Below are 23485 nucleotides of genomic sequence, written 5' to 3'. Positions count from 1 at the left end.
AGATGGTGGGCGGACAAACGGTTCTCGAAGAAGACACACTCTTCATCGCGTGTACGCGTCCCGCGATGATTGCCGGTGTCACGATGGAGGCGATGGGCTTCAACATCATGGTCACGACGATCCTCTACATCGTCGCCGGATCTATCGCCTACGCGTTCGTCGGCATCGTTTTCCATCTCATCTTCAAAGCGCTCGTCAAGCACGATCACAACATGTTCCGCATCCTGCTCGCCTGGGTCGAGACACGCGGCCGTTCACGCAACGGTGCCTATTGGGGCGGGGCAACACTTTCCCCTCTGAGACTGACACGCCGCTTCGACGAAAGGGATATTGGAATTGCCTGACATCGCCACCCTTAGATCACGCGAACTCACGCCAGAGGCTTTTATCCCCTACGTGCGGCACATCGACGAGACGACAATCGCGCTCGAGTCCCGGACACTCATGGTCATGGTCGCGCTCGCAGGCGTATCGTTCGAAACTGCTGATCTGCTCGACATCAACGCGCTCCATCGCGACCTCAACACGCTCTATCGAAATATTGCCGATGAGCGGCTCGCGATCTGGACCCATCTCATTCGGCGCAGGGATAGCGACTATCCTGGCGGAACGTTCGCAACGCCATTCTCCGCCTCGCTCAACGAGAAATACCGGGAACGCATGGCGCGCGAGCACCTTTTCCGCAACGATCTCTATCTGACCGTCCTTTGGTCGCCAGCGCGTGGCCCTGCAGACAAGGCGGGGAAGCTGCTGTCGTACCTTCGACGGTCAAAACGACTCGATATGGAGCTGGATGAAGAGGCTCTGAAACAGCTTAAGGACAAGGTCGTCAACGTAGTGGCGGGCTTGAGGCGCTTTGAGCCACGGGTCCTTTCTCTTTACGAACAGGAAGGCATGCTCTTCTCTGAACCGAGCGAGGTGCTGCACCAGCTCGTCGGCGGGAGGCGCGAGCGTGTGCCGCTTACCGAAGGTCGCGTCGCCTCGGCAATTTACTCTGATCGCGTAATCATAGGTCGGGAAACGATCGAGATCCGGCATGAGGCAGAAAGCCGCTTTGCCGGCATGCTGAGCTTCAAGGAATATCCAGCCCGCACCAAGACAGGCATGCTGGACGGAGTTCTAAACAGTCCGTTTGAGCTCATTCTCTCACAGTCGTTCTGCTTTGTGTCGAAGGCGGACGCTCGCGTCATCATGGGGCGTAAGCAAAACCAATTGGTGAGCAGCGGCGACAAGGCGGCTTCGCAAATCGATGAACTCGACGATGCGATGGACGACCTGGAGTCCAACCGCTTCGTGATCGGCGAGCATCACCTGACACTCTCCGTCTTTGCGACCACGTTAAAGGAATTAACCGACAATCTGGCAAAGGTTCGCGCCAGCCTGACCAATGGCGGGGCTGTCGTTGCGCGTGAGGATCTTGGTCTCGAAGCCGCATGGTGGGCGCAACTTCCGGGCAATTTTCGTTACCGCGCGCGCTCGGGCGCGATCAGCTCGAAGAATTTCGCAGCATTGTCACCGTTCCATTCCTATCCGATCGGACAGAAGGACGGCAATGAGTGGGGACCCGCCGTCGCCCTGCTCAAGACCGCTTCAGGCTCGCCCTACTACTTCAATCTCCATTATGGCGATCTGGGCAACACCTTCATGTGCGGTCCGTCGGGAGCGGGCAAAACCGTGATTGTCAATTTCATGCTGTCACAGCTCGAGAAACACGACCCGCACGTGGTGTTCTTCGACAAGGATCGCGGCGCGGACCTTTATGTTCGCGCCGCCGGAGGCACCTACCTGCCGCTGAAGAACGGGGTCCCCACCGGCTGCGCTCCCTTAAAGGCCCTCAACCTGACGCCGGAGAACAAGGTGTTCCTGGCGCGCTGGATCGGCAAGCTTGTGGGTTCAGGGGCGCGGGAACTGACTGTCACCGAACTTCGCGACATCTCCGGCGCGATCGACGGCCTTGCCGACCTGCCCGCTGAGCGACGGACAATAGGGGCGCTGCGGGCTTTCCTCAACAATACGGATCCGGAAGGTATCGCGGCGAGGCTCCGCCGGTGGGAGGAGGGAGGGCCGCTCGGCTGGGTCTTCGACAATGTCAACGAAGATATCGGATTTGGCGATTTCGGCGGATCAGGGAAGTTCATCGGCTACGACATGACCGACTTCCTCGACAACGAGGAAATTCGCACACCGCTGATGGCCTATCTCTTCCATCGCGTCGAGCAGATGATCGATGGCCGCCGGATCATCATCGTCATCGACGAATTCTGGAAGGCGCTACAGGACGAGGGGTTCCGCGATCTTGCGCAAAACAAGCTGAAGACCATCCGCAAACAAAATGGGTTGATGCTGTTTGCCACGCAAAGCCCGCGCGACGCGCTGAACTCGCCAATCGCGCACACGATCATCGAGCAATGCCCGACACAGATCTTCCTGCCCAACTCGCGCGGCAACCATGCCGACTATGTCGATGGATTCAAGCTCACCGAGCGCGAATACGAATTGATAGCGCGCGAGCTTTCCGTTGAAAGCCGGAGGTTCGTGTTGAAGCAAGGACACAACAGCGTCGTTGCCGAGCTCGATCTCAACGGCTTCGATGACGAGCTCGCCATCCTCTCCGGCCGGACCGCCAATGTCGAACTTCTCGACGCGATCCGCGCGGAGGTTGGAGACGACGTCGAGAACTGGCTTCCCATTTTCCAACAGCGAAGGAGTGCTAGCTGATGACTTCCTATCGACTTCATGGCGTACTGCTCAGCGCGGTGCTCATGCTTGCTGCTGAAGGCGCGTCAGGGCAGGGGATCCCTGTCAACGATCAGGCTGCGATTGCCAAGCAGATCGAGAGCATCGCGCAGCTCAAGTCGCAACTCGACGCGCTCAATCAGCAGATCGGCCAGACTCGGCAGCTTTATGGCTCGCTCAACAAGCTGACCGATATGGCGGATGTCGCCGAGGTTCTCAACGATCCGGCGATCCGCAAGGCGCTTCCCTTTGACTTCGCTGCCATCGAGGGATTGCTCAAAGGCAACGGCACCGGCGTGTTCGGTGATTCCGCCTCAAGGTTTCTGGAAGGTAACTCGGCCTACCGCACTGACGCCGATGATTTCTACGCTCAGGAATTGTCCCGGCTTCAGAACAAGAATGCCGGGCAAATGAGCGTTGGTGAGCAAATCTACGATGCCGCGACCAAGCGCATCGACGGGATTGATCAGCTGCGGGGAAAGATTTCCACGGCTGGCGACGCCAAAGAGATTGCCGACCTGCAGGCTCGGCTGCAGGCCGAACAGGCATTTCTTCAGACCGACGTCCTGCGGATGGAGGGGCTGAGGATGGTGCAGCAGGCGCAGAACCAGGTCGACGAACAGCGCAAGGCGGAGGACTGGCGCCAACGGATGGACAATATGAAGGCGGCGCTGCAGTGAAGTGCACCCTCATCTTCCTTTCCCTGGTGCTCTTGTCGGCTTGTTCGCAAGAGGCGGAGCGAACTCATACGGTGGACGAGTTCGTCGCCGACACCGAATTGCTGTCCCGTACGATTACCGAGTGCCGCAACAACCCGGGTGCATTGCGCCAGACGCCCAATTGCCAGAACGCGGAAGCGGCCGAGGTTAAGCTCCGGCTCCAGAACATGCGCAAGGCATTGGGAGGCTGACCAAATGTACCAGGTGTTTGAGTTTATCGACGGTCAGTTCAAGCGGCCGTTGGAGACTTTCGTCTCGGATGGGACGTCGAACATAGCAGAATGGGTCGCTGGTCCGTTGACGGTGGCAGTGACCCTCTACGTCGTCCTCTACGGCTATCTCATCCTTCGGGGCTCGGTCCAGGAACCTATCCTTGACTTCGCCTTCCGCGCGATGAAGCTCGCGATCATAGTGATGCTGGTGAAGAACGCCGGCGAATATCAGACCTATGTCACAAACATCTTCTTCGATGTTTTGCCACGCGAGATCGCTCAGGCGCTGAATGCAGGTACGGCGCCGAGTGCCAGCACCTTTGACAGTCTGCTCGACAAGGGCCAGGCCTCTGCGACCGATATCTGGACCAGGGCTTCCTGGCCGATTGACATCGTCACAGGTGTGGGCGGCATCATGGTGATCGGCGTCAGCTTTCTGGTGGCGGGGATCGGTTATGTTGTTTCCCTTTATGCACGGTTGGCGCTGGCGATCGTCCTGGCGATCGGGCCGATTTTCATTGCGCTTGCCATGTTTCAATCGACGCGCCGTTTTACCGAGTCCTGGATCGGGCAGCTCGCAAACTTCGTGATCCTTCAGGTCCTTGTCGTTGCCGTCGGTTCGCTTTTGATCTCCTGCCTGGACTCGAGCTTCACCGCAATCGACAGCTACAGCGACGTCCTTATGCGCCCTATTGCTTTTTGTGCCATCGGGATAGCTGCCCTGTACATATTCTACCAGCTACCTGGCATTGCATCGGCGCTGGCGTCTGGCGGCGCCTCGCTGGTCTATGGTTACACGACCGCACGCGATGCGCATGAAGGCATGCTGGCCAGAGCAGCCTCCCACACCGGCCGGATGATCGGTCGCGGTGCTCGGTTTGCCCGCCGCGCCTTCGGATCAAGAAATGCCGGCGTATGACACCCAGTCCAGAACATTAGATAAAGGCCTGCTGAATGATTAAGCCTGCCCTGTTGATCGTCTTTTCAGCCACGCTTGTCGGCTGCGCTTCGATGACCTACCCATTGCCGAACTGCGACGGCTATTCGCGCCGCCCATTGAACCGCTCGATGTGGGACTGGGAGGGCAGCAGCAAGCTGAAACAGCAGCAATCCAACACGAGTTCGTCCACGTCCCTCACACCTTTCGTTAAAGAGGCCAGCGAGACTTCCGCTTTTGCGCATCTGGACATCGACGGTTCCTATCGCCGTTGTGAGGGATGAAAAATGGTGACGACAGATAATCTCAAGAGCTACTTCGACAAAGCACGTCGTTTCGACCAGGACCGGATGATCCAGGTCGAGCGATCGAACAGGATTGCCTGGTCGATCGCCATAGTTTCAGGCATTGTCGCCGCTGTAGCCGTCTTCGCGGTCGCGTGTCTCACACCCCTCAAGACGGTTGAACCCTTTGTGGTGCGCGTCGACAATTCGACCGGCATTGTCGACGTCGTGTCAGCGCTGACATCGACGGCTGGCACCTACGATGAGGCGGTGACGAAATATTTCGCTGCAAAATATGTCCGGGCCCGCGAGGGTTACGTCTGGAGTGAAGCACAGGAAAATTTCCGCACCATCGCCCTCTTGTCGACGCAAGCGGAGCAAACGCGTTTCGCGGCCCTCTACCGTGGCAGCAACCCGCAATCGCCCCAGAATACTTATGGTCGCGGGGCTACAGCAAGGATCGATATCGCTTCAATCTCCCTCATCAATCAGAATGTCGTTTCCGTACGCTACATGAGAACCATCACGCGTGGCGAGGAAGTACGAACGACCCATTGGGTTGCGTCGATCACCTATTCCTACGCGAACGCTCCGATGTCCTCGACGGACCGGCTCGTAAACCCGCTCGGTTTCGTCGTCAGCGAGTATCGCGCTGATCCGGAGGAGGTGAGATGATGCGCATCCCTCGAATTCCTGCACTCATCGTGACCCTTTCGATGTCGCCGGCGTTTGCGCTTGAGATACCACGAGGTGCCTCGCAAGACAGTCGTATCCGGTTCGTGAACTACCAACCCTACAACATCACGCGGGTGGTCGGCACTCTGCGGTCATCCGTACAGGTCGAGTTCGCGGCGGACGAGGAAATCGCCCATGTCGCGCTCGGCAATAGCGTCGCCTGGGAAGTTGCGCCGGCCGGCAACATCCTGTTCCTGAAGCCACGCGAGAGCCAGCCGGTGACGAATATTTCCGTGGTTACGACGCGCAGGGATGGCTCGACCCGCAGCTACCAGATGGAACTGACGGCGCGCGATGGCTCCGTAGAGGCTGGCCAAAACACCTACTTCTACGTGAAGTACAGGTATCCAGGCGATGACGCCGAGCTTCGCCGCCAGCAGGCAGCGTCAAGGGCTCTCGCGGCCCAGGCGAAGGACGCCGACAATGTGCTCGCGCTTCACGAAGCCTATGGCCCTCGAAACTGGCGCTATTCTTCTCAGGGATCGCAGGCACTGGAGCCGCAAAGCGTCTACGACAACGGCAAGATTACAACGTTCGCCTTTGTAGGTAACCAGGAAATGCCCGCGATCTATATGGAGAACTCCGACGGCTCCGAAAGCCTTGTTCCGAAGTCGGTCGATGGAGATCTGGTGATGGTGCACGCGATCAGCCGCAAGTTCATCTTGCGTCGGGGCAAGGATGTGCTCTGCGTCTTCAACGAAGCCTACGACCGCGTCGGTATCAATCCTGACACCAACACAACGTCTCCTTCGGTGGAGCGCGTCGTGAAGCGCGACGTTACCGGGCGATAGGGAAGGGAACAGTCATGGCTCAGGAAGACGAGGATCGCATCCCCGGAGAGCGTGCCGAAACCGTCACCAGTCGTCACATCGACAACAGCCCTCTCTTGAAACGCGGCGCTGTTGCCATTGCGATCATCGCGTTTGTCAGCTTTGCGCTTTGGTCGACGACGGGAAAGAAGGGAAGGGATGAAAATCTTCAGCCCGAACGGATCGTTATTCGTCAGACGACCCCCTTCGAGGCCGCAAAAGAGAAAGTTGAACCGGGCCAGGCGCTCCCTGAAGTAAAATTGCCAACGCCTGTCGTCGAACCGGTCATTGAAGAGCAGGACAAGCTGCTCGATTCCGCCCGCCGCGCGCCCGTGATGGCCTTCAGTGGAGGGCAGAGGAATCGGAAAGAGCTGAGGGAAGGCGACAGCTCTTATCCTTCCGACAACAGCAATTTCGTGCCACTCGACAACAATATGTCTGTTCAGAACCAGCAAAACAATGAGCAGCAGCGTTTCGATGGCCTGCTGCGGCCAACGCGGCTTGAAGGCTCAAGGGCCGGTACACTCGGAAACCGCAATTTCATCGTCGCGATGGGAACGACCATTCCCTGCGTTCTTGAAACCGCGTTAGCATCCGACCAGCCGGGATTTACCACTTGTGTGATCAACCGCGATGTTCTCTCTGACAATGGCAGGGTGGTCTTGATGGAAAAGGGCACGCAGGTTGTCGGCGAATATCGTGGAGGGCTTCAACGCGGGCAAAAGCGCCTGTTCATTCTCTGGAATCGCGCGAAAACGCCGAAGGGCGTTATCGTCACTCTCGCATCACCAGCAACCGACGCACTTGGTCGTGCCGGTGTCGACGGCCATGTCGACACCCATTGGTGGGAGCGGTTCGGCAGCGCTCTTCTGCTTTCCATTGTCGGGGACGCGACGAACTATGCAAGCAGTCGGCTGCAGGACAGCGATGTCGACGCGCAAAAAACAACGAGTGCCAGTCAACAGGCGGCCGCCATCGCGGTCGAGCAGTCCATCAATATCCCGCCGACACTCAATAAGCACCAAGGTGAACCGGTTTCGATCTTTGTCGCTCGCGATCTCGACTTTTCCGGCATCTACGGTCTTAGGGTGACCGAACCCAGAAACCGCGTTTTCGATCGTGCAGTCCTGGGGGATTTCGCGCCACGATCGACGCTCCTAACGAAATAGGGCGCGAAATGTCAGAGAGGCAGGAATCGGCTGTCGTCACCGAGCTGTTGAAGCCGTTTTCGACATTCCTTCAGGACAAGTCTCTCCTAGAGGTGATTGTCAATCGGCCCGGGCAGGTGTTGACGGAAGGTCCCGGTGGGTGGCGGACCTATGAAATGCCGGAGCTGACCTTCGAAAAGCTCATGCGTCTTGCCCGGGCAGTCGCAAGTTTTTCCCATCAGTCGATTGATGAGACGCGTCCAATATTGTCGGCGATGCTACCCGGGAACGAACGAATCCAGATCGTCATCCCCCCGGCGACGATCAATGACACTGTCAGCATGACAATCCGCAAGCCTTCCTCGGTCGACTTCAGTCTTGATGATCTGGAGGAAAAGGGATTTTTCCAGACAGCGTGCGCAGCGACCAGTACCCCCTCCTCCGCGCAGGATGAGGAACTGTGCGAAACATATCGTGCCGGCCGTTTTAAGGATTTCCTGCGGCAGGCCGTCGTCGCTCGAAAAAACATCATTATTTCTGGCGCCACAGGTTCGGCGAAAACGACGCTTTCCAAAGCATTGATCAAGCATATTCCCGAAAACGAGAGGGTCATTTCAATCGAGGACACTCCCGAGCTCGTTATCTCACAACCGAACCACGTGCGCTTGTTCTACTCGAAAGGAGGGCAGGGGCTCTCGCGCGCCGGACCGAAAGAGCTTCTCGAATCCTGTCTTCGTATGCGGCCGGATAGGATTCTGCTTCAGGAGCTTCGCGATGGGACGGCCTTTTATTATATCCGGAACGTGAATTCGGGCCATCCTGGCTCAATAACCACGGTCCATGCGAACTCGGCCGAATTGGCTTTTGAGCAACTGGTCCTGCTCGTTAAGGAGTCGGAGGGCGGCGCAGGCCTGGACCGGGCCGACATCGTGGGTTTTTTGAAGGCGAGTATAGATATCGTTGCTCAGTGCAGGCGACACAAAGGAAACTTTCGGCTGTCTGAGGTGTATTTCAGGAGTGAGTGTAGAGCCACGGAATAGCAAACTGAGCGACTCACGGAGTTCCGAGGTGCGGATGGTGGTCCTGATGTTTCTTGTTGGGTGTGTCTCCGTAAAGAGCGCCGAAAGCAGCACGGTAACCGTGTAAGTCGATAAGCGTAGTACACCTTAAGACAACTCTGACGTATGCCTGCAAGATCCTCGTTGTCACTCATCCATGGAGTGTCGATCACAGATCAGGCGACAGCGGACAATATGCGGTCGGACAACCGCTTACAATACATCAAGAAAACAGTCTAAAGCGGCGAGGAATCTTGACTGGCCAGCCAGTCCAATCCAGTGAAGCCATCCATAACGTTACCAGCTTCATGCGCCGGGGCGAATTTATCGCCCGCTTGGCGCCGCAGCCGGAGACACAGGCGGCTGCTCGCGGAAAATCGCTTCCAAAGTGGCTAAAATACGCCGCACGGCATCGGAATGGCTGAAATAGTAGATCACCTGCGCTTCACGGCGGGTTTGTACGACGTTTGCATTGCGCAGCTTGGCGAGGTGTTGCGACAAGGCTGATTGGCTGAGGCCAACCCGGTGTGCCAGCTCACCAACCGGAATTTCGGCGTCAACGAGAATCCGCAGTATTGCGAGCCTTTTCGGGTTTTCCATCGCCGCTAAAAGCTTGGAGGCCGAAATAATTGATTGCTCATCCAGACATCTCTGTATCAAATCCGTATCCAAACCACTTTATGTCGCGGACGTTTAGGCCATAATCCTTGGCTAAGCCATTCGACGTGAACCTTTTTTAGAGGTTTAGATTCGCGACCGGTAAGGCGCCAATGTTTATAATTAAGAATAGTCGAAAACTCTCACTCTCAAAAGGCGCGTGAAGCCGATGAGCCACCTGTAAAGTGCAGGTGTGTTTCTGAGGTGCAATTTTTTTGCGACTATTGCCAGCGTGCCGGACAAATGTCCTCTGAACCGTTCACTAGACATTGAGAAGGTCTTCCGCAACGCAGAGGCTGATTGCAAGCATGACTGATTACGACCGAAATGGAGCAATACCCTCGGTTGATTCCCAGATCTAAATGATGCCGCACCGTTGGTTATTATAGGGACATATGATGCCATTTCAGGTGATTTGAGTTGGTAACTAATGCGCTTTTTATCACGTCAAACTGTGTTGGGATGTGCGGGAAATGTCGGACGGGCTGTACAAAAAGCTCAAGATCTCGTCGAGAGATATTGGGGAAGTCGAAGAGTATCTGAGTGAGGCGTATGCTCCCGTCGCTGTCATGCCACTGGGCTCACACGACAACTACGGGGTCACCGGTCAACTGGCCGTAATCGATGAAGTATTCTTCGAATGGTCGGCGACCATAGGTTCGTATCGCGTTACGCCCATTGCGATGTTCGACGCTGTTCTGTTTAATTTCGCGAGCAAGGGAGCGACCGAATATGACTTCCGGGGTGAAAGGCTATCGATTGCGGCTAATCAGGTCATTGGCTACCGGCACGCCGATAGCGTGGATGTCCTTGATGGTAGCGAACATTCAACAGTCGTTATCTCAGACGCTCTATTATCAAGACGCATGTCGATATTGCTCGATCGGCCTGTGGTTCAGCCGATCGAATTTAGCAAACGCGCTCTGGATCATGGCAAACTCGAAGGGCTTCCGGCTCTTGTTCAAATGCTGAACGGTTCACCGTTACAAGGAATTGCCAGGTCATTGAATAAGCAGTCTCCGAGTATGGGTAATCTGATCGTTGACAGTTTTCTTCTAAACTATCCGAACAACTACACGCAAAAACTTGAGGCGCCTGTGCCCGTCATTGCTCCACGACAAGTCCGTCGAGCGATTGATTATATCCATGCGCACCCAGCGGCTAGAAGCTCTCCTGAACTCTTGGCGGGCCTGAGCGGAGTCAGTGTTCGTTCTTTGCAATATTCCTTTTTGAACTGCGTGGGACAAACAATAAGTGAGTATCAGCTTGCTCTGCGCCTTCAAAAAGCTCGCGACGAGATCGATCGGAATAAGGATCGGTCCGTAAAGGAGATTTCTCAGGCGTGGGGATTTGCAACCCAAAGTGCCTTCACCCAGAGCTTCAAAAAAGCATTTGGGGTCAGCCCATCTCAACACCGGAAGGGCGAACTTTAGGCGCTGGATCGTCCATGGCATTTATCCGCCTCGTTTTTCGGCGTGGCAATGGCGTTGCAGGATGTGTGACATCAGTCAAGCATAACCATCTGAGCCGCCACCTGCTCCTCGAACAACTTCGAGAAAGAGGTGATGGGTGCCGAAACGATTGCGCTTCTAGTAGCTCATTCAGATATTCAGGTGATGTTCATTTGACGTTGAAACGCAAGGCGGTATGCATGGATCGAAGCTTGCCGGGTCATCCAGGGACAGATGGCCAACCAAGGGAGTGGAAGATGAAGCTCTCTGGCATCGATTGGGATCGCAATAGTCGCGATTACTCGCGACGTTTGAATTGTGACCTCGTCAATCGGTGGATGCGGACGGTCGCCGTCAATTTGTAGACGGGTTCTCGTATCATCCGGAATGAGGGTCTTAAGAGGCGTTGACCGTTAAGTCGGCCATCACCTCAAGGACGGTCAACTTGTGTGAATGCCCGTCACGGCCCTTCCACTCGATCTGCTGTCCGGGAGAAAGACCAAGAAGAGCAGCTCCAATCGGGGTCAGCACGCTGACCATTGAGCGTTCGATGTCGGCGAGGCCGGGGTAACAAAGAGTTACCGTCCTTCTGGCTCCGCCTTCCGTCAGGTAGGATACCGTCGATCCGACCGCCACTGCGTCTGCGGGGAACTGGTCATCTTCTACGACATCAGCACGCTCAAGTTCGATAAGCAACTTCTCGGCATCGTCGAGGTCGCGCCCCGGTGCCGCCAGTGCAAGAGCGGTCAGACGAGCGTGGTCAGTCTGCCGGACGATGATGGACGGCTTTGTGTAATCAGTGGTGTTCATTTCATATGCCTCGTACCGCGGCCGAATAGCTGCGTTTTAAAAAGACTGCTTGTGGAGGGTGAGGTCGCGCAATCCCGCAGGATCAAAGCCCGGGTTCAGACGCGCGACAGCAGTCTACGTCCCGGGCTAGTATCCTTCGACGGGATACTCTCGGCAGAGGCGAAATTTATGTGAATTGCCAATTTTCAACATGGTGCCCTAATCATGGCATGCCTGAGGGGGAAGTCAAGAAGCGCTCCGTGAGACGCTGCCCGGCGCTTTTGATCTCGGCAAGTGCCCTTGACTTCATGGCACCTTCCATAAATGCTAGGTTGATGTTGAACGAGAGCAAAAGACGCGCAGTGAGCGCTTTCAGGGTCTGCCCCATCGCAGGATCGTAACCGGGTCCGGCCACTGTCGCCTGCCGGATCCAGAGTGGCTACGTCAACACGTACGCCTTACCATCTGCGGCAAGTCTCTCTTCAAACAAGTCAACGCCCTTCTTCTAGCGATGGGGTTGTTGCGCAGGTCACAATAAACATGTCTTCACTCAGCCAAACCATGCCCATAATCGGGGCAACAGACTTTCACACACTTAGCCGCCTGACGCTCGTGGCCCTGACCAATGATTTCGACGTCGGCCCCGACTTGAGTGAGAAGCTGGAAAACTCCTGGGTCTTGGCAGACGAACAGGTCTCGCTCGACACGGTCTGCCTAGGATCAACTGTCTCGTATGATGTAGAGGGGCAGCAACGCCAGGTTACCCTTGTTCTCCCGAATGAAGTGCTGGCAGACGCGGGCCGCTTGTCTGTATTGACGCCTGTTGGCGTGGCGCTCTTGGGCCTTAAGCCCGGGCAGCGCGGGGAGTGGAATTCTCGCGATGGACACAGACATCAATTGACTGTCGTCCGGGTCGGCCGTGCCGGTGAAAGACGAGCAGCCGCGGAAGCCTTCAGCCACCTCTGAACGCGATGATATCGACGCAAGAAAGGTCTGCAGGACCGGATGTCTGCGCTTGCTTGCGCACGTTCCTCCGCCCTTTGAACGCACCAACAACATCTGTTTCGTATGGTGCTTCAGATGTTTGGCCAATAAAAGTGGACCAAGGGTTCCCTTATCGCGGCAGCACAAGCTTTCCGGAGCAATCATGGAAAAAGACACACATTTTACTGGAATGCGGCGGCGGGCGGGTTTGGCGCAGGGACTTGGCTGGATGGCGCTGAGCATGGCGTCCTTCATAAGCATGGCTGTCGGCTCTCGCGAGCTTGCATCGACCTTGTCGATCAGACAGGTGCTGTTTTTCCGGGCTCTCGTCGGTCTCGGCGTAATTTTGCTGGTGGGACGGTCACTCCTGCCGCAGATCCGTCAGAAGAAACTGTTTCCAAGGCATCTCGCCCGAAACGTCGTTCACTTCACCGCCCAGTATTTCTGGACCATTGGCGTGGTCGCTCTCCCACTGGCCTCGGTCTTTGCACTCGAATTTACGATGCCGATCTGGGTCGCATTTTTCGCCTGGCTTTTTCTCAAGGAGCAGCTAACCGGGCCGCGGCTTCTCGCAACCCTTGGCGGTTTCATCGGTGTTCTGGTGATAGTGCGTCCAGGATTCGGCGTCATTGATCCGGCTGCTGGTTTAGTGCTGCTGGCGGCCGCGGGCTATGGGCTTTCCTTAATTCTCGTCAAGCAGCTCACGAAAGAATGCTCACCAGCAATCATCGTGGTCTGGATGATTCTCATTCAACTGCCGCTGGGACTGCTGGCCGCGTTGACGGACTGGAGGGACGTCAGCCTGTCCGATATTCCGTGGATGATGGTTGCCGGCGTTGGTGCCTTGAGTGCGCATTACTGCCAGGCACAGGCGCTTAAGCGCCTCGATGCATCTGTCATCATGCCTATCGACTTTTTGCGTGTACCCATGGCTGCGGTCGTCGGGTTCTACGCTTACGGAGAAGGCGTAGACGCCTGGGTCGTCATCGGCGGATGCATAATCCTGCTGTCGAACTTCCAGGCGATGATGTCCGAGCGAGTGAGGTCAAAGAACCCCGATGTCTGACGAGCCAAGGCAGTCACCCTCGCCGGCAGTGATCAGGCTGCCTTGCCCATGCCGATCTTCCTTAAGCTATTAAAAAAACGGAGTATTTGATGGTTCACGTCGACGAAAAACTCGAACCCATTCTCAACGAAGTCTTGCGCCGAAACGCAGGAGAGTTCGAGTTCCACCAGGCCGTGCGCGAAGTCCTGGAGAGCCTTGGAAGAGTCATTGCTAAACATCCGCGTTATGCGGAAAACGCCCTCATCGAGCGGATTTGTGAACCGGAGAGGCAGATCATCTTTCGTGTGCCTTGGGTGGATGACAACGGTCAGGTCCAAATCAATCGCGGATTCCGCGTGCAATTCAACTCTGCTTTGGGTCCCTATAAGGGCGGCATTCGGTTTCATCCCTCGGTCAACGTCGGTATTATCAAGTTCCTCGGATTCGAACAGACGTTCAAGAACGCCTTGACCGGTATGCCCATCGGGGGAGGGAAGGGCGGATCCGACTTCAATCCGCGCGGACGATCTGATGGCGAAATTATGCGCTTTTGTCAGTCGTTCATGACTGAGCTTCATAGACATATTGGCGAATACACCGATGTTCCCGCTGGCGACATCGGTGTCGGCGGTCGTGAGATTGGCTATATGTTTGGCCAGTACAAGAGGCTGACCAATCGATTTGAGGCGGGAGTCCTGACCGGGAAAGCCCTGTTCTATGGCGGTTCGCGCGCTCGCAAAGAAGCGACAGGTTATGGGGCGAGCTACTTTGTGCGCAGGATGCTGGCCTCCAAGGGAATGGACTTTTCTGAAAAGCGTGTGTCGGTTTCTGGTTCGGGCAACGTTGCAATTTATACAATGGAAAAAGTAAGCGAGTTCGGCGGGAAGATTGTCGCTTGCTCCGATTCAAACGGTTATGTCGTTGATGAAAGCGGGATTGATTTCGCCCTGGTCAAGGAGATCAAGGAGGTCCGCCGAGGACGCATCTCGGAATACGTAAAGCTCAAGGGGTCGGATGCTTGCTTTGTCGAGGGAGGATCAATCTGGGATGTTCCCTGTGACGTGGCTATGCCCTGTGCAACGCAGAACGAACTGACTGGTAAAGACGCAAAGACGCTCGTCAGAAACAACGTCATCGCGGTGGGAGAAGGCGCAAATATGCCGTCGACTCCCGAGGCTGTAAGGTTGTTTCAGGCGGCAGGCGTCATGTTCGCGCCTGGCAAGGCCGCTAATGCAGGAGGGGTCGCCACGTCTGCTTTGGAAATGCAACAGAACGCTTCCCGTGACAGCTGGACGTTTGAGCAAACGGAGGCGCGCCTCGCAGACATCATGAGTGCGATCCATGATGTCTGCGCGGAAACAGCCGAGGAATATGGCGCGCCGGGCGATTACGTCCTTGGTGCAAACATCGCCGGATTTGTTCGGGTCGCGGAAGCTATGGACGCGTTAGGGGTCATCTAGGCGATCACGAGCGGCGGCCCAGCTCGACTCATGCTGTCCCAGAGGAACGCATCGGTGATGATTATTGGACCTCAAGCCAGACCGGAGCCGCTGCCCCTCAAAGCAGGAGCGTCACCCGATCGCACGCGTGCGATCGGGTCGTTCGCCAATTCAGTCGCTCCACTGGTCTTTGTTCTCTTTGTTGAGAACAAGGCGTTTTTCAGAGGTTACCACCTTGTTTCCTGCCCTGGTTGCCAAGCCCAATTTTGGACTTGATCATGCTACTCTGGCTGATGTCGCCGCTATCCTATGTGAGGACGAGGCCTGCCTTGCACCGATTGCTAACGCGGCTAACGAGACGACAGGCGAGCCACGGTGGATTGCTCTGGCTTTAATACATGCACTCTGGCGGAAGGCTGGAGTCGCCCCTCAGGTGATGTCCTCCGTCCTTAAAGCCTGGCCGGAGATAGTGGCATCGCTCGAAGCGGTTATGTGTTTCCGGGCGAATGCGGCCGCCGAAGAGAGCGATCCATTCATGTTCTATCAACCTGTCGCCGCCCACTCGATCCCCGTTGCTGGTCTCGATGAGTACATTGATCTGGTTGAGAACCGCTTCATTATTTGGAGGCGTCCCAGCATCGATCGGAAATCTCTGGGAAAAGCATTGATCGCTGGACGCAGGTCGGACAATGATGCCGCTTATCTTGCCGCCTTAAGATCGCTGCAAGCTCGACCGACATACCAGAGCACCGGGCTTGGCTTTACCGATGGAAGCACGTTCTTCCACAATGAGTGGGGGCGCAACCTAGCTGAGCAGGCGCTCGAATCGTCAGTGCTGTGCAACGACCGGTCAGGTCTGTTGTTCGATAACAGCTACGTCTGCAAAACCTCCATCAATGTCTCGATCGTCGTCCGCGCGTTCAAGCGAAAAGCTCTGGGTCTGACAGTGAGGCTATAAAGTGACGCAGAGCTTGTTGCCGCTGAGTGGATGTCACGAGGTTCGTTCATGTACGATTTGGCGCGAATGGTCCGACATCATTCCTATCGTGCGGCAAAAGGTCACCTTGCAGTCAACGCGATCCTTGCCCAGATAAGCATCATGAAAACGACCATGAAATCCCTATTTTTCAGGCTTATTGATCAGGCACGTTCCCTAACCCGGAGCTGGCAGCACTGAACCTTTAACGCCGCCATAGACCCAGCCGCTCCGGGAACCACGCAATTGAAAGTGCGGTTCGTATGCGTCGCTCGCGCGACGTAGCCATGGAGCGTTTTAATGTCCCACCCTCGCCCCCTTCCAGTCTGCCCTGCCTGCAATCGTCAACTGCCGGGTGCCGCCGCCCGGTGCCCTTGGTGTGAAACCTCTGTTCCACTGAGAGCCGCACGCAAGCCTCATAGTTGCAAGCGCAACGAGTTCCGGCTGGCCTTTCGCTGGCTTGCGGAGACCGCAGGACAATGAAGCGCGCTACGACAGCAAGCCGGATCGTCTCGTCACCTGATGACAGAGGTCAGTTGCAGCAGGTCGGAGTACTTCCCTGGCGGATCGGGCGCGACGGCGAGCGCAAGGTGCTGCTTGTCACGGACCGTGAGCGCGAGCGCTGGATCGTGCCCACTGGCCCGCTCGTGAAAGCATGTCCGCCCCTCGTCATGGCCTCACGACATGCGTTCAAGGTGGCAGGAATTATTGGCGACATGTCCCCGGCTCCGGTAATGACATACAGATATATCAAGACCCTCAACGATAAGCCTCAGCTTGTCTGCTGTGTCACGATATTCGGTATGAACGTGCGTGGCACTTTGACCCACTGGCGCGAAAAAGCGCACCGAAAAAGACGATGGTTTTCTCCACAAGCGGCGGCGGACAGGATGGGTGATATCGCGCTTGCCGATTTTGTACGGAAACTCGATGCCGAGCCGGGGTGCTGGCATGCCCGCCGTCACTCTGGCCACCTGATCCTGGGGTTGAGCGAGCGGCAAGGTTCTGGTGTCTGACATGCCGACGATGGAGCTAACGGGTTTCGCGCTCACCATTCGTTACGTCTTTCCTATCCGAAGGGTTAGTGCCGGACGCTGATTGCCTGGCGCCAATAGTTGCGACCGCGACATTGGCGTCAGGTCTCTCGCAACCCGACACGAAAACTGCGGAGCAAATCTGGCCGCCTGTGCCATGGCATTGCCCGCATTCGGAAAGAAGCAGTCATGACTTTCAGATATATTCACACCCTTCCTATCAGCGGCCCCAACAAGTTGCCTCGTTTCAGGCGGTGGGCTGCCGAAAATATTCCCGGCATTGCCGTCTCTCTGCCGCCCCAGGTGCCGGTTAAGAGCGAAGCTCTAACGGTGCGATTGAAATCGGTTGAGGATCGCAACACGCTGATCGCGAAACTGGAGGGCGTCAGCCTCTAGTGATCTCGTGCCCCGCGGCGTACGGCTGATCCGGATCGAGCTGGTGGTGTTCTATGCCGCGCGGTTCTTGTCGGTCGAGCTATGCCTTACGCCGCGGGGGCGTCGACTTCGGATTAAAACCGAAAGGCGCATTATCCGGCGAAGAGTGCCGTGGCCTCGATCGCCCAGGGGCATCGAGGTATCTCCACAGATCCAGTCCCACAATCGTGATGACCCGGCGGTCAACAGCGCAGGTGGGACTGGATACTCAAACTTGCGCAAGTGGCCGGCCGCCATCGCCAAACTCCGCGATGGCAAACGTGGTTATACCCGTGCGCGAGCCATGCCAGCCAAATTGCGGTCACAAGGTCCGATCGGCCTTACCCAACACCTGTCGCAGCCCATCGATACTGAAAGGCTTGGATAATTGCTGCGCATCGGAAATGCCCGAGGCTGTCTTGGCGTTGTCGTCACCGCTTGCGAAAACGATCCGCACGTTTGGCCAGCGTTCCCTTACGTGCCTTGCAAGTTCGATCCCGGACATGCCGGGCAGACCGACATCTGTCAGCAACATGTCGATCCTGTTGGTCTCAAGGACGCTGAGGGCATCTTCCGCTGAGTTAGCCTCGTGCACCGTGTGACCAAGCTCCTCTACCATGTCGACCGTCGACATCAGGATAAGCGGCTCATCCTCAACGATAAGGACATGCGGTTTTGCAGACACCGTTGGGCGGCTATCAAGCGGCTCCTGCTCGGGTGCAGGCGCGGGCTCCTGGCGCTCCATCCGTTGCAAGGCAATCCTGTGTTGCTGCGCGTTGTTCAGGACGTGGCGGACTTTGCGGGCCAGTGCCTCACGCGTGTAGGGTTTGGATAGCAACTCGACACCAGCGTCCAACCGGCCGCCGTGGACGATCGAATTTTCGGTGTAGCCTGAGGTAAATAACACGGCCATGCCAGGGAACTGAGCCTTGGCCTTCCTCGCAAGATCTGTGCTGCGCATCGGGCCCGGCATCACGACGTCCGTGAACAGCAGGTCGATCTGAACGCCACTGCTGACGACGGCGAATGCGGACTGTGCGTCTCTCGCTTGGAGGACGCGGTAACCAAGGTCCGTTAGCAGCGCCACCGATGTTTCCCTAACGCCGTCATCGTCTTCCACCACGAGAACAGTTTCAGTGCCACCCGTCACCGCAATGGCCTCTGGATCACTCAGGCTGTCTTCGACCTGCACCGTGCGCGGCATATAGAGTTTCATGGTCGTCCCATGCCCGACCTCGCTGTAGATTTTGAGGTGGCCGCCGGACTGCTTAAGAAAGCCGTAAACCATCGACAAACCGAGGCCGCTTCCCTTCCCGTCCGTTTTCGTGCTGAAGAACGGTTCCAGGACATGCTCGATGATATCCGGCGATATTCCTGACCCCGTATCGGTCACTGCAACGAGTACATATTGTCCGGGACGGACATCGTCGTGTGAACGGGCGTAATTGTCGTCGAGAACCGCATTTCCGGTCTCGATTGTCAATCGTCCGCGGCCTTCCATCGCGTCCCTCGAATTGATTGCCAGGTTAAGGATGGCGTTCTCCAGCTGACTCGGATCGATCAGCGTATTCCATAACCCGCCGGAGACAACGGTTTCGAGTTCTATCTCTTCGCCCAGTGCCCGGCGCAGCATATCGTCCATATTCTGGATGAGTTTTCGAACATTGACGACTTTGGGCTCGAGCGGCTGACGGCGACCGAAGGCCAAAAGTTGCGATGCCAGCTTTGCGCCGCGGGCAACGCCGGCCAAGGCATTATGCAGGCGTTGTTCTGCCCGCCTGTTGCCGTCGATATCTTTGGAGAGAAGCTGCAGGTTGCCGCTCACGACCTGGAGAAGATTGTTGAAGTCATGCGCCACGCCGCCTGTAAGGTTACCCAGCGCTTCCATCTTTTGCGCCTGCCTCAACGCGATCTGTGCGGTTTCGCGCTCGACAGTTTCTTTCTCTAGCTTCAGAAGCGCAGTTCTCAGTTCAATAGTGCGCTGCTCTACTTTTTCCTCAAGGGTGTGGTTAAGGCTCTGAAGCTGATCCTCAGCACGCTTCTGGTCCGTGACATCGAAGCCGTCAACGAAGATCCCCGTCACTGATCCGTTAAGATCAAAAATTGGCTGGTAGATCAAATGTACGAAGCGATGATCCGGCTGCTCCTTGCCATCCCGTTCCAGGAAAACAGGCACATAACGACCTATGTACGGCGTGCCCGATCGAAAAACACCGTCGAGCAATTCGAAGAAGCCTTGCCCGGCAATCTCAGGCAGCGCCTCTCTGACGCTGAGGCCAAGGAGCTCGCGATGCCCGACAAGTTGATTATAGGCATCGTTGACCAGCTCGAACGTGTGTTCAGGCCCGCTGAGGATGCACATGAAACTTGGGGCTTGCTGGAACAGGGCGCGCATCCGATCTCGCTCCGCGGTCCGAAGTTCCACTTCTGAGGAGAGTTGACGATTGAGCTGCTCGAGTGCCAACGCTGCTTTTTCCCGGATCTCAGCAGCCTCTGCAAGTGCCGCTGCCCGTCGACGTTCTGTTTCGAACGCTTCGGCGCTCGCCAAGCGCGAGGTGATCTGGCCGGCAATCAATTTAAGGAAATCCAGATAATCGTCGCTGACCGCCCGATGCGGATTGAGCCCGGTGATCATTACCCCCTTGGGTTGGTCGCTGGCTTGTCCGACCAAAGGAATGACCGCAGCCTGAGATGGCGCTCTTTGCCAAGGCCCCGACGGGATGACGTCTGTGGCCGACAACTTTATCAGATCCATGGCCTGTTCTTGCCAGGCGCGTTCAAGGTTCCAGATACCCACACCACGGTTTATTGTTACCGGCAATAAAGTGTCGTCTTCAGCTGTGCCGCAAACCCACCGGCGCATCGCATTGCCGTTCTCGTCAAAAACGTAAAGTGCGCAGAAGGGAAGATCCTGAGGGTTGTCGTTAAGCGCTTTGCGTGAAGCGTTGAAGACTTCGACCTCGGTGTCGGCCACGGCAAGGCCAGACGCCAGGGTCCGCATAGTTGCCAGGCGGCGTTCACTGATGACCCGCTCGGTTTCTTCCGTGACCGCGCAGAAGACGCCCTCGACCTTGCCACTGTCTCCGATCAGCGGACTGTAGGAGAAGGTATGATACGTTTCTTCCGGATACCCGTCGCGTTCGAGAAGCAAGAGCAGCGCACGGTCCCAGGTTGCCTCTCCGCTTGAATAAACGATTTCCAAGCGCCCTTTGATATCATTCCAGATTTCAGACCATAATATCTTTGTCGGCACAGCAAGCGCGTTGGGGTGCTTATTTCCCAAGGTCGGCCTATAGGCGTCGTTATAGAAAAAGGCGATGTCTGGACCCCAGCCAAGCCACATTTCAAATTTTGAGGTGAGCAACAGCCGAATTGCGACCTTCAGCGCTTCGGGCCACTCGTCCGGACAACCAAGTGTACTATCCGCCCAATCATGGCGCCGCATCATCTGCGCCATCTCTCCATCGCCAACAAATATGTCCCGATACCGGTCCGAAATTAATGCCATTCCACTTCCATCCCAATAAAGCACATCCTACGTAGAACATTGATAACGCTTCGCTGGCCAGCTAGTTCTAGATCGATACCAGCTTTTGTATGGGGTGGGAGAAATTTGAAATTGAGCAAAGGCACATCACAACCTGAATGGAGTACAGCCGAGCTCAGGCGTGCTATCCAGTCGGCCGGGGTCGCGCTCTGGGCCTGGATCGTTGATGACGACACGTTTGTGATGGATGCCAAGGCTTACGAACTCTGGGACATTTGCGGCGAGGTAGACCTCACTTTCGAGCATCTTTCCGCCAAGGTGCATCCCGCCGACCGAGACCGCGTCAGGGCGGCGTTCGTCGCAACTCGCGCCATCGACGGCCCGTTTGAAATTGATTTCCGCATTCTCACGAACGCCTCCGACGTTCGTTGGATTTCCGCTCGGGGCCAGGGCAACGAGGGAGACGCTGCAACCGAAAAAATGACAGGCATCTTTCTTGACGTCACGGGCCGCAAGCAGGCGGAGGAAGGGCATGAACTCCTTGCCGGCGAGATGAGCCATCGCGTCAAGAATATTCTGGCTCTGGCCTCTGGATTAACAAATATCACCTCGCGGACGACCGAGACAAAAGAGGAAATGGCAAAGCAGTTGACTGAGCGACTGACGGCCCTTGGCAGGGCCCACGAACTGGTGCGCCCGCTCCCCGATGGCCAGGGGAGATCGGCATTGCTCGGTGACCTCTTTGCTGTGCTGCTTGCCCCTTACGACGACGTCGGAGCTTTTGCAGGTCGCATTCGCGTTGCTGTGCCGCGGATGGGATTAGGAGAGAAGGCCGCAACCAGCCTGGCACTCGTGATACACGAGTTGGCAACGAATTCGCTCAAATATGGTGCCTTGTCGAATAATGCGGGATTGCTCGACATATCCGGTTCTGTAATCGAAGACGAGGTCGAGATCGTCTGGAGCGAACACGGAGGCGACCCTGCCCAGTCGCCCAGATCGTCAGACGGTTACGGCAGTAAGATGTTGCACAGGACAGTCTCTGGACAACTCGGTGGATCAATCGACTATAACTGGGTAGAGGGCGGCGTCGTTGTAACGCTAAGGATGAAAGAAAGCCATCTTTCTGGATGAATGATCAGCGACCTTGCTCGCTGCCGTCACCAGCTCGCGCGCTGCAGCCTAGGCGCGAGCGCCAGCGGATGAGGTCGAGCAGAAGTTTGCGCTAAGGTGTTGACGATCCAAGTCTCCTCAAGAGCTATAATAGACTTAGCTGATTCCGTGACGTGATGGTTTGGTTTAATGCTCGTGATCGGGGACCGAGAGTTGGCCCTCAAGCACCCGGCGTGCCGAGACAAAAGCCGAAGTCCCAACCACCGACAGGCTGGGCGCCCTTGCGGGAAAGCATCGACGCGCGCTCCACCAAAACTGATGGAGCCTCACCGTTCTGCGGGACTGAATATGGGCAATCAGAGTGTCGCACGGTTGCGTGGTGACAACATAGAAATCGGTATCCCTGTGTCTTTCGGCCATTTAAGTGGCGATGACGGCGATTCTCCTCAAGGCAGAGTTTGTCCAATAGGCCATCCGGTGTCTTCGCTTTTGCGGTCGAATAGCGACAAACACAAACCATGCCGACGACCCACTACCCAGAGCGATGTCGTGCAACGGAGCACTTGTCTGCTCGTAGCTCCTGGGCGAATGACAGAGATGCTCCTTGAATGCATTTGAGAAATGTTGGCTTAAATTGAGGTCCGAGTGATCATCTCATCTATGCGTTGGAACGGCTCAGTGGTTCTGATCCCTTCAAGGCAGGGATCGTAAGCCCCCTTTAAACAGGCTTTAGCAAAAACCGTTCAATTTAAGGATTCGATACGCTTCGATCGAGCTTCGAAGTGCATCCTCAGAATTGCGGTCTCCGTCATTGGCGTCGGGATGGTGCATTTTGAGCCTCTCCTTATAGCGGCTCTTGATTTCTTGGGATGTCGCCTGGGAAGAAAGGCCGAGTGTTTCGAAAGCTTTGGCTTCCAGTACCTTGAGCTTTCTCTGTTGGGCGCCGATCCGCGATTGCCCCTGCCGATCGGCTTTGCGAGCATTTAGCGTTTTTGCCGAGCCTGAACGAACTGAAGACGGTAACGGAGTTTCAGTCGCCGCGCTCACCCTCTTACCCCAGGTCGGGCGCGCACCCGTCGTCGCTTCTTTCTGGTAACGGGCGACGTCGGCATTGGAGGGTGGCGTCGTAAAACTATAACCCTTGTTGTAGTCAGTCACATGCTCAAGGCAGAATAAGAGGTAAAGACCTTCTGCACCAGATCCCACCGGCGCGCGGTGAGTACCGCTCTTTTCACACCCGTCCCATTGGCATTTTGGGCCTGTGGCTTGGCTGGCCGATGGCGAGCGTTTGCGAGCGGATCGAAGACCTACAAATATTTTCGAATCATGCGTCATTGGAACTATATGGACGCGGAGGACCCCTAGGGCAACATCAGACATCTCCAATCTCGATCAATACGTACAGGGCGCGACAGCCAACCTCACTGGGGGAAGCGCTGTTTCCTTGGCAAATTGGTC

The 23485-nt window shown here is 56.3% G+C and carries 22 protein-coding genes; 18 read left to right on the top strand and 4 right to left on the bottom strand.

The window, feature by feature from the left end:
• The first annotated feature begins 2 nt into the window (after window positions 1–2).
• Genes AB4Z23_RS21060 through virB11 form a run of 10 tightly spaced genes read left to right on the top strand, consistent with a single transcriptional unit; the run spans window position 3 to window position 8620 of the window.
• Window positions 3–344, top strand: coding sequence for a type IV secretion system protein VirB3 (locus AB4Z23_RS21060; RefSeq protein ID WP_013637408.1), 342 nt, complete (start codon window positions 3–5; stop codon window positions 342–344).
• A complete protein-coding gene (locus AB4Z23_RS21055; RefSeq protein WP_421386732.1) occupies window positions 337–2718 on the top strand; it encodes a VirB4 family type IV secretion/conjugal transfer ATPase in 2382 nt (793 codons plus the stop codon). Before AB4Z23_RS21060 ends, AB4Z23_RS21055 begins: the two co-directional genes overlap by 8 nt.
• Window positions 2718–3416, top strand: a complete 699-nt coding sequence (gene virB5 / locus AB4Z23_RS21050) for a P-type DNA transfer protein VirB5 (RefSeq protein WP_065687581.1) — start codon at window positions 2718–2720, stop codon at window positions 3414–3416. Before AB4Z23_RS21055 ends, virB5 begins: the two co-directional genes overlap by 1 nt.
• Window positions 3413–3646: an EexN family lipoprotein gene (locus AB4Z23_RS21045; protein ID WP_065687582.1), complete on the top strand. Its 234-nt coding sequence runs from the start codon at window positions 3413–3415 to the stop codon at window positions 3644–3646. The genes virB5 and AB4Z23_RS21045 overlap by 4 nt, the downstream gene beginning before the upstream one ends.
• Before the next feature lie 4 nt (window positions 3647–3650).
• On the top strand, window positions 3651–4586 hold the full coding sequence (locus tag AB4Z23_RS21040) for a type IV secretion system protein (protein ID WP_013637412.1): 936 nt from the start codon (window positions 3651–3653) through the stop codon (window positions 4584–4586).
• A gap of 35 nt (window positions 4587–4621) precedes the next feature.
• Complete coding sequence (locus tag AB4Z23_RS21035) at window positions 4622–4888, top strand: hypothetical protein (RefSeq protein WP_065687583.1); 267 nt, start codon at window positions 4622–4624, stop codon at window positions 4886–4888.
• 3 nt (window positions 4889–4891) lie between these two features.
• A complete protein-coding gene (locus AB4Z23_RS21030; RefSeq protein ID WP_003517248.1) occupies window positions 4892–5563 on the top strand; it encodes a virB8 family protein in 672 nt (223 codons plus the stop codon).
• Window positions 5560–6414 (top strand): P-type conjugative transfer protein VirB9, encoded by an 855-nt coding sequence (gene virB9 / locus AB4Z23_RS21025; protein ID WP_162632387.1) that lies wholly within the window; start codon window positions 5560–5562, stop codon window positions 6412–6414. The genes AB4Z23_RS21030 and virB9 overlap by 4 nt, the downstream gene beginning before the upstream one ends.
• 14 nt (window positions 6415–6428) lie before the next feature.
• Window positions 6429–7601: a type IV secretion system protein VirB10 gene (virB10, locus tag AB4Z23_RS21020; RefSeq protein ID WP_035200921.1), complete on the top strand. Its 1173-nt coding sequence runs from the start codon at window positions 6429–6431 to the stop codon at window positions 7599–7601.
• An 8-nt stretch (window positions 7602–7609) separates the two neighbouring features.
• The gene (virB11, locus tag AB4Z23_RS21015; RefSeq protein ID WP_441360724.1) at window positions 7610–8620 is read left to right on the top strand and encodes a P-type DNA transfer ATPase VirB11; all 1011 of its coding nucleotides are present in this window, start codon (window positions 7610–7612) and stop codon (window positions 8618–8620) included.
• A 342-nt stretch (window positions 8621–8962) separates the two neighbouring features.
• Here the strand turns inward: virB11 and AB4Z23_RS21010 are convergent, their stop codons facing one another.
• A complete protein-coding gene (locus AB4Z23_RS21010; RefSeq protein ID WP_025591476.1) occupies window positions 8963–9283 on the bottom strand; it encodes an ArsR/SmtB family transcription factor in 321 nt (106 codons plus the stop codon).
• A 485-nt stretch (window positions 9284–9768) separates the two neighbouring features.
• Between AB4Z23_RS21010 and AB4Z23_RS21005 the strand changes: the two genes are divergently transcribed.
• Window positions 9769–10728 (top strand): AraC family transcriptional regulator, encoded by a 960-nt coding sequence (locus AB4Z23_RS21005; protein ID WP_013637417.1) that lies wholly within the window; start codon window positions 9769–9771, stop codon window positions 10726–10728.
• Between the two features lie 414 nt (window positions 10729–11142).
• Here the strand turns inward: AB4Z23_RS21005 and rnk are convergent, their stop codons facing one another.
• A complete protein-coding gene (rnk, locus tag AB4Z23_RS21000) occupies window positions 11143–11556 on the bottom strand; it encodes a nucleoside diphosphate kinase regulator (protein WP_003517236.1) in 414 nt (137 codons plus the stop codon).
• A gap of 519 nt (window positions 11557–12075) precedes the next feature.
• On the opposite strand from rnk, the gene AB4Z23_RS20995 reads away from it, so the two are divergent.
• From AB4Z23_RS20995 to AB4Z23_RS20970, 6 genes are all read left to right on the top strand, one after another.
• Window positions 12076–12501 (top strand): GreA/GreB family elongation factor, encoded by a 426-nt coding sequence (locus AB4Z23_RS20995; RefSeq protein ID WP_065687585.1) that lies wholly within the window; start codon window positions 12076–12078, stop codon window positions 12499–12501.
• Window positions 12502–12682: 181 nt separating this feature from the next.
• Entirely contained in the window at window positions 12683–13585 is a 903-nt protein-coding gene (locus tag AB4Z23_RS20990; RefSeq protein WP_236736197.1) for a DMT family transporter, read from the top strand.
• An 89-nt stretch (window positions 13586–13674) separates the two neighbouring features.
• Entirely contained in the window at window positions 13675–15024 is a 1350-nt protein-coding gene (gene gdhA / locus AB4Z23_RS20985) for an NADP-specific glutamate dehydrogenase (RefSeq protein ID WP_060643039.1), read from the top strand.
• A gap of 412 nt (window positions 15025–15436) precedes the next feature.
• Window positions 15437–15961, top strand: coding sequence for a hypothetical protein (locus AB4Z23_RS20980; protein WP_421386729.1), 525 nt, complete (start codon window positions 15437–15439; stop codon window positions 15959–15961).
• A gap of 497 nt (window positions 15962–16458) precedes the next feature.
• Entirely contained in the window at window positions 16459–16995 is a 537-nt protein-coding gene (locus tag AB4Z23_RS20975; RefSeq protein WP_065687588.1) for an NUDIX hydrolase, read from the top strand.
• Between the two features lie 207 nt (window positions 16996–17202).
• Window positions 17203–17409 (top strand): hypothetical protein, encoded by a 207-nt coding sequence (locus tag AB4Z23_RS20970; protein ID WP_019565739.1) that lies wholly within the window; start codon window positions 17203–17205, stop codon window positions 17407–17409.
• A gap of 340 nt (window positions 17410–17749) precedes the next feature.
• Here the strand turns inward: AB4Z23_RS20970 and AB4Z23_RS20965 are convergent, their stop codons facing one another.
• Window positions 17750–20884: a response regulator gene (locus AB4Z23_RS20965; RefSeq protein ID WP_441360748.1), complete on the bottom strand. Its 3135-nt coding sequence runs from the start codon at window positions 20882–20884 to the stop codon at window positions 17750–17752.
• 156 nt (window positions 20885–21040) lie between these two features.
• On the opposite strand from AB4Z23_RS20965, the gene AB4Z23_RS20960 reads away from it, so the two are divergent.
• A complete protein-coding gene (locus AB4Z23_RS20960; protein WP_019565741.1) occupies window positions 21041–22048 on the top strand; it encodes a sensor histidine kinase in 1008 nt (335 codons plus the stop codon).
• A 708-nt stretch (window positions 22049–22756) separates the two neighbouring features.
• Here the strand turns inward: AB4Z23_RS20960 and AB4Z23_RS20955 are convergent.
• Entirely contained in the window at window positions 22757–23362 is a 606-nt protein-coding gene (locus AB4Z23_RS20955; protein WP_065662894.1) for a J domain-containing protein, read from the bottom strand.
• Between the last annotated feature and the right edge of the window lie 123 nt (window positions 23363–23485).

Origin of the sequence: Agrobacterium sp. MCAB5 (genome assembly GCF_052114365.1) — a bacterium.
In the GTDB taxonomy this organism is placed as follows: Bacteria; Pseudomonadota; Alphaproteobacteria; order Rhizobiales; family Rhizobiaceae; genus Agrobacterium; species Agrobacterium tumefaciens.
This window is presented reverse-complemented; position numbering and strand designations above follow the sequence as displayed.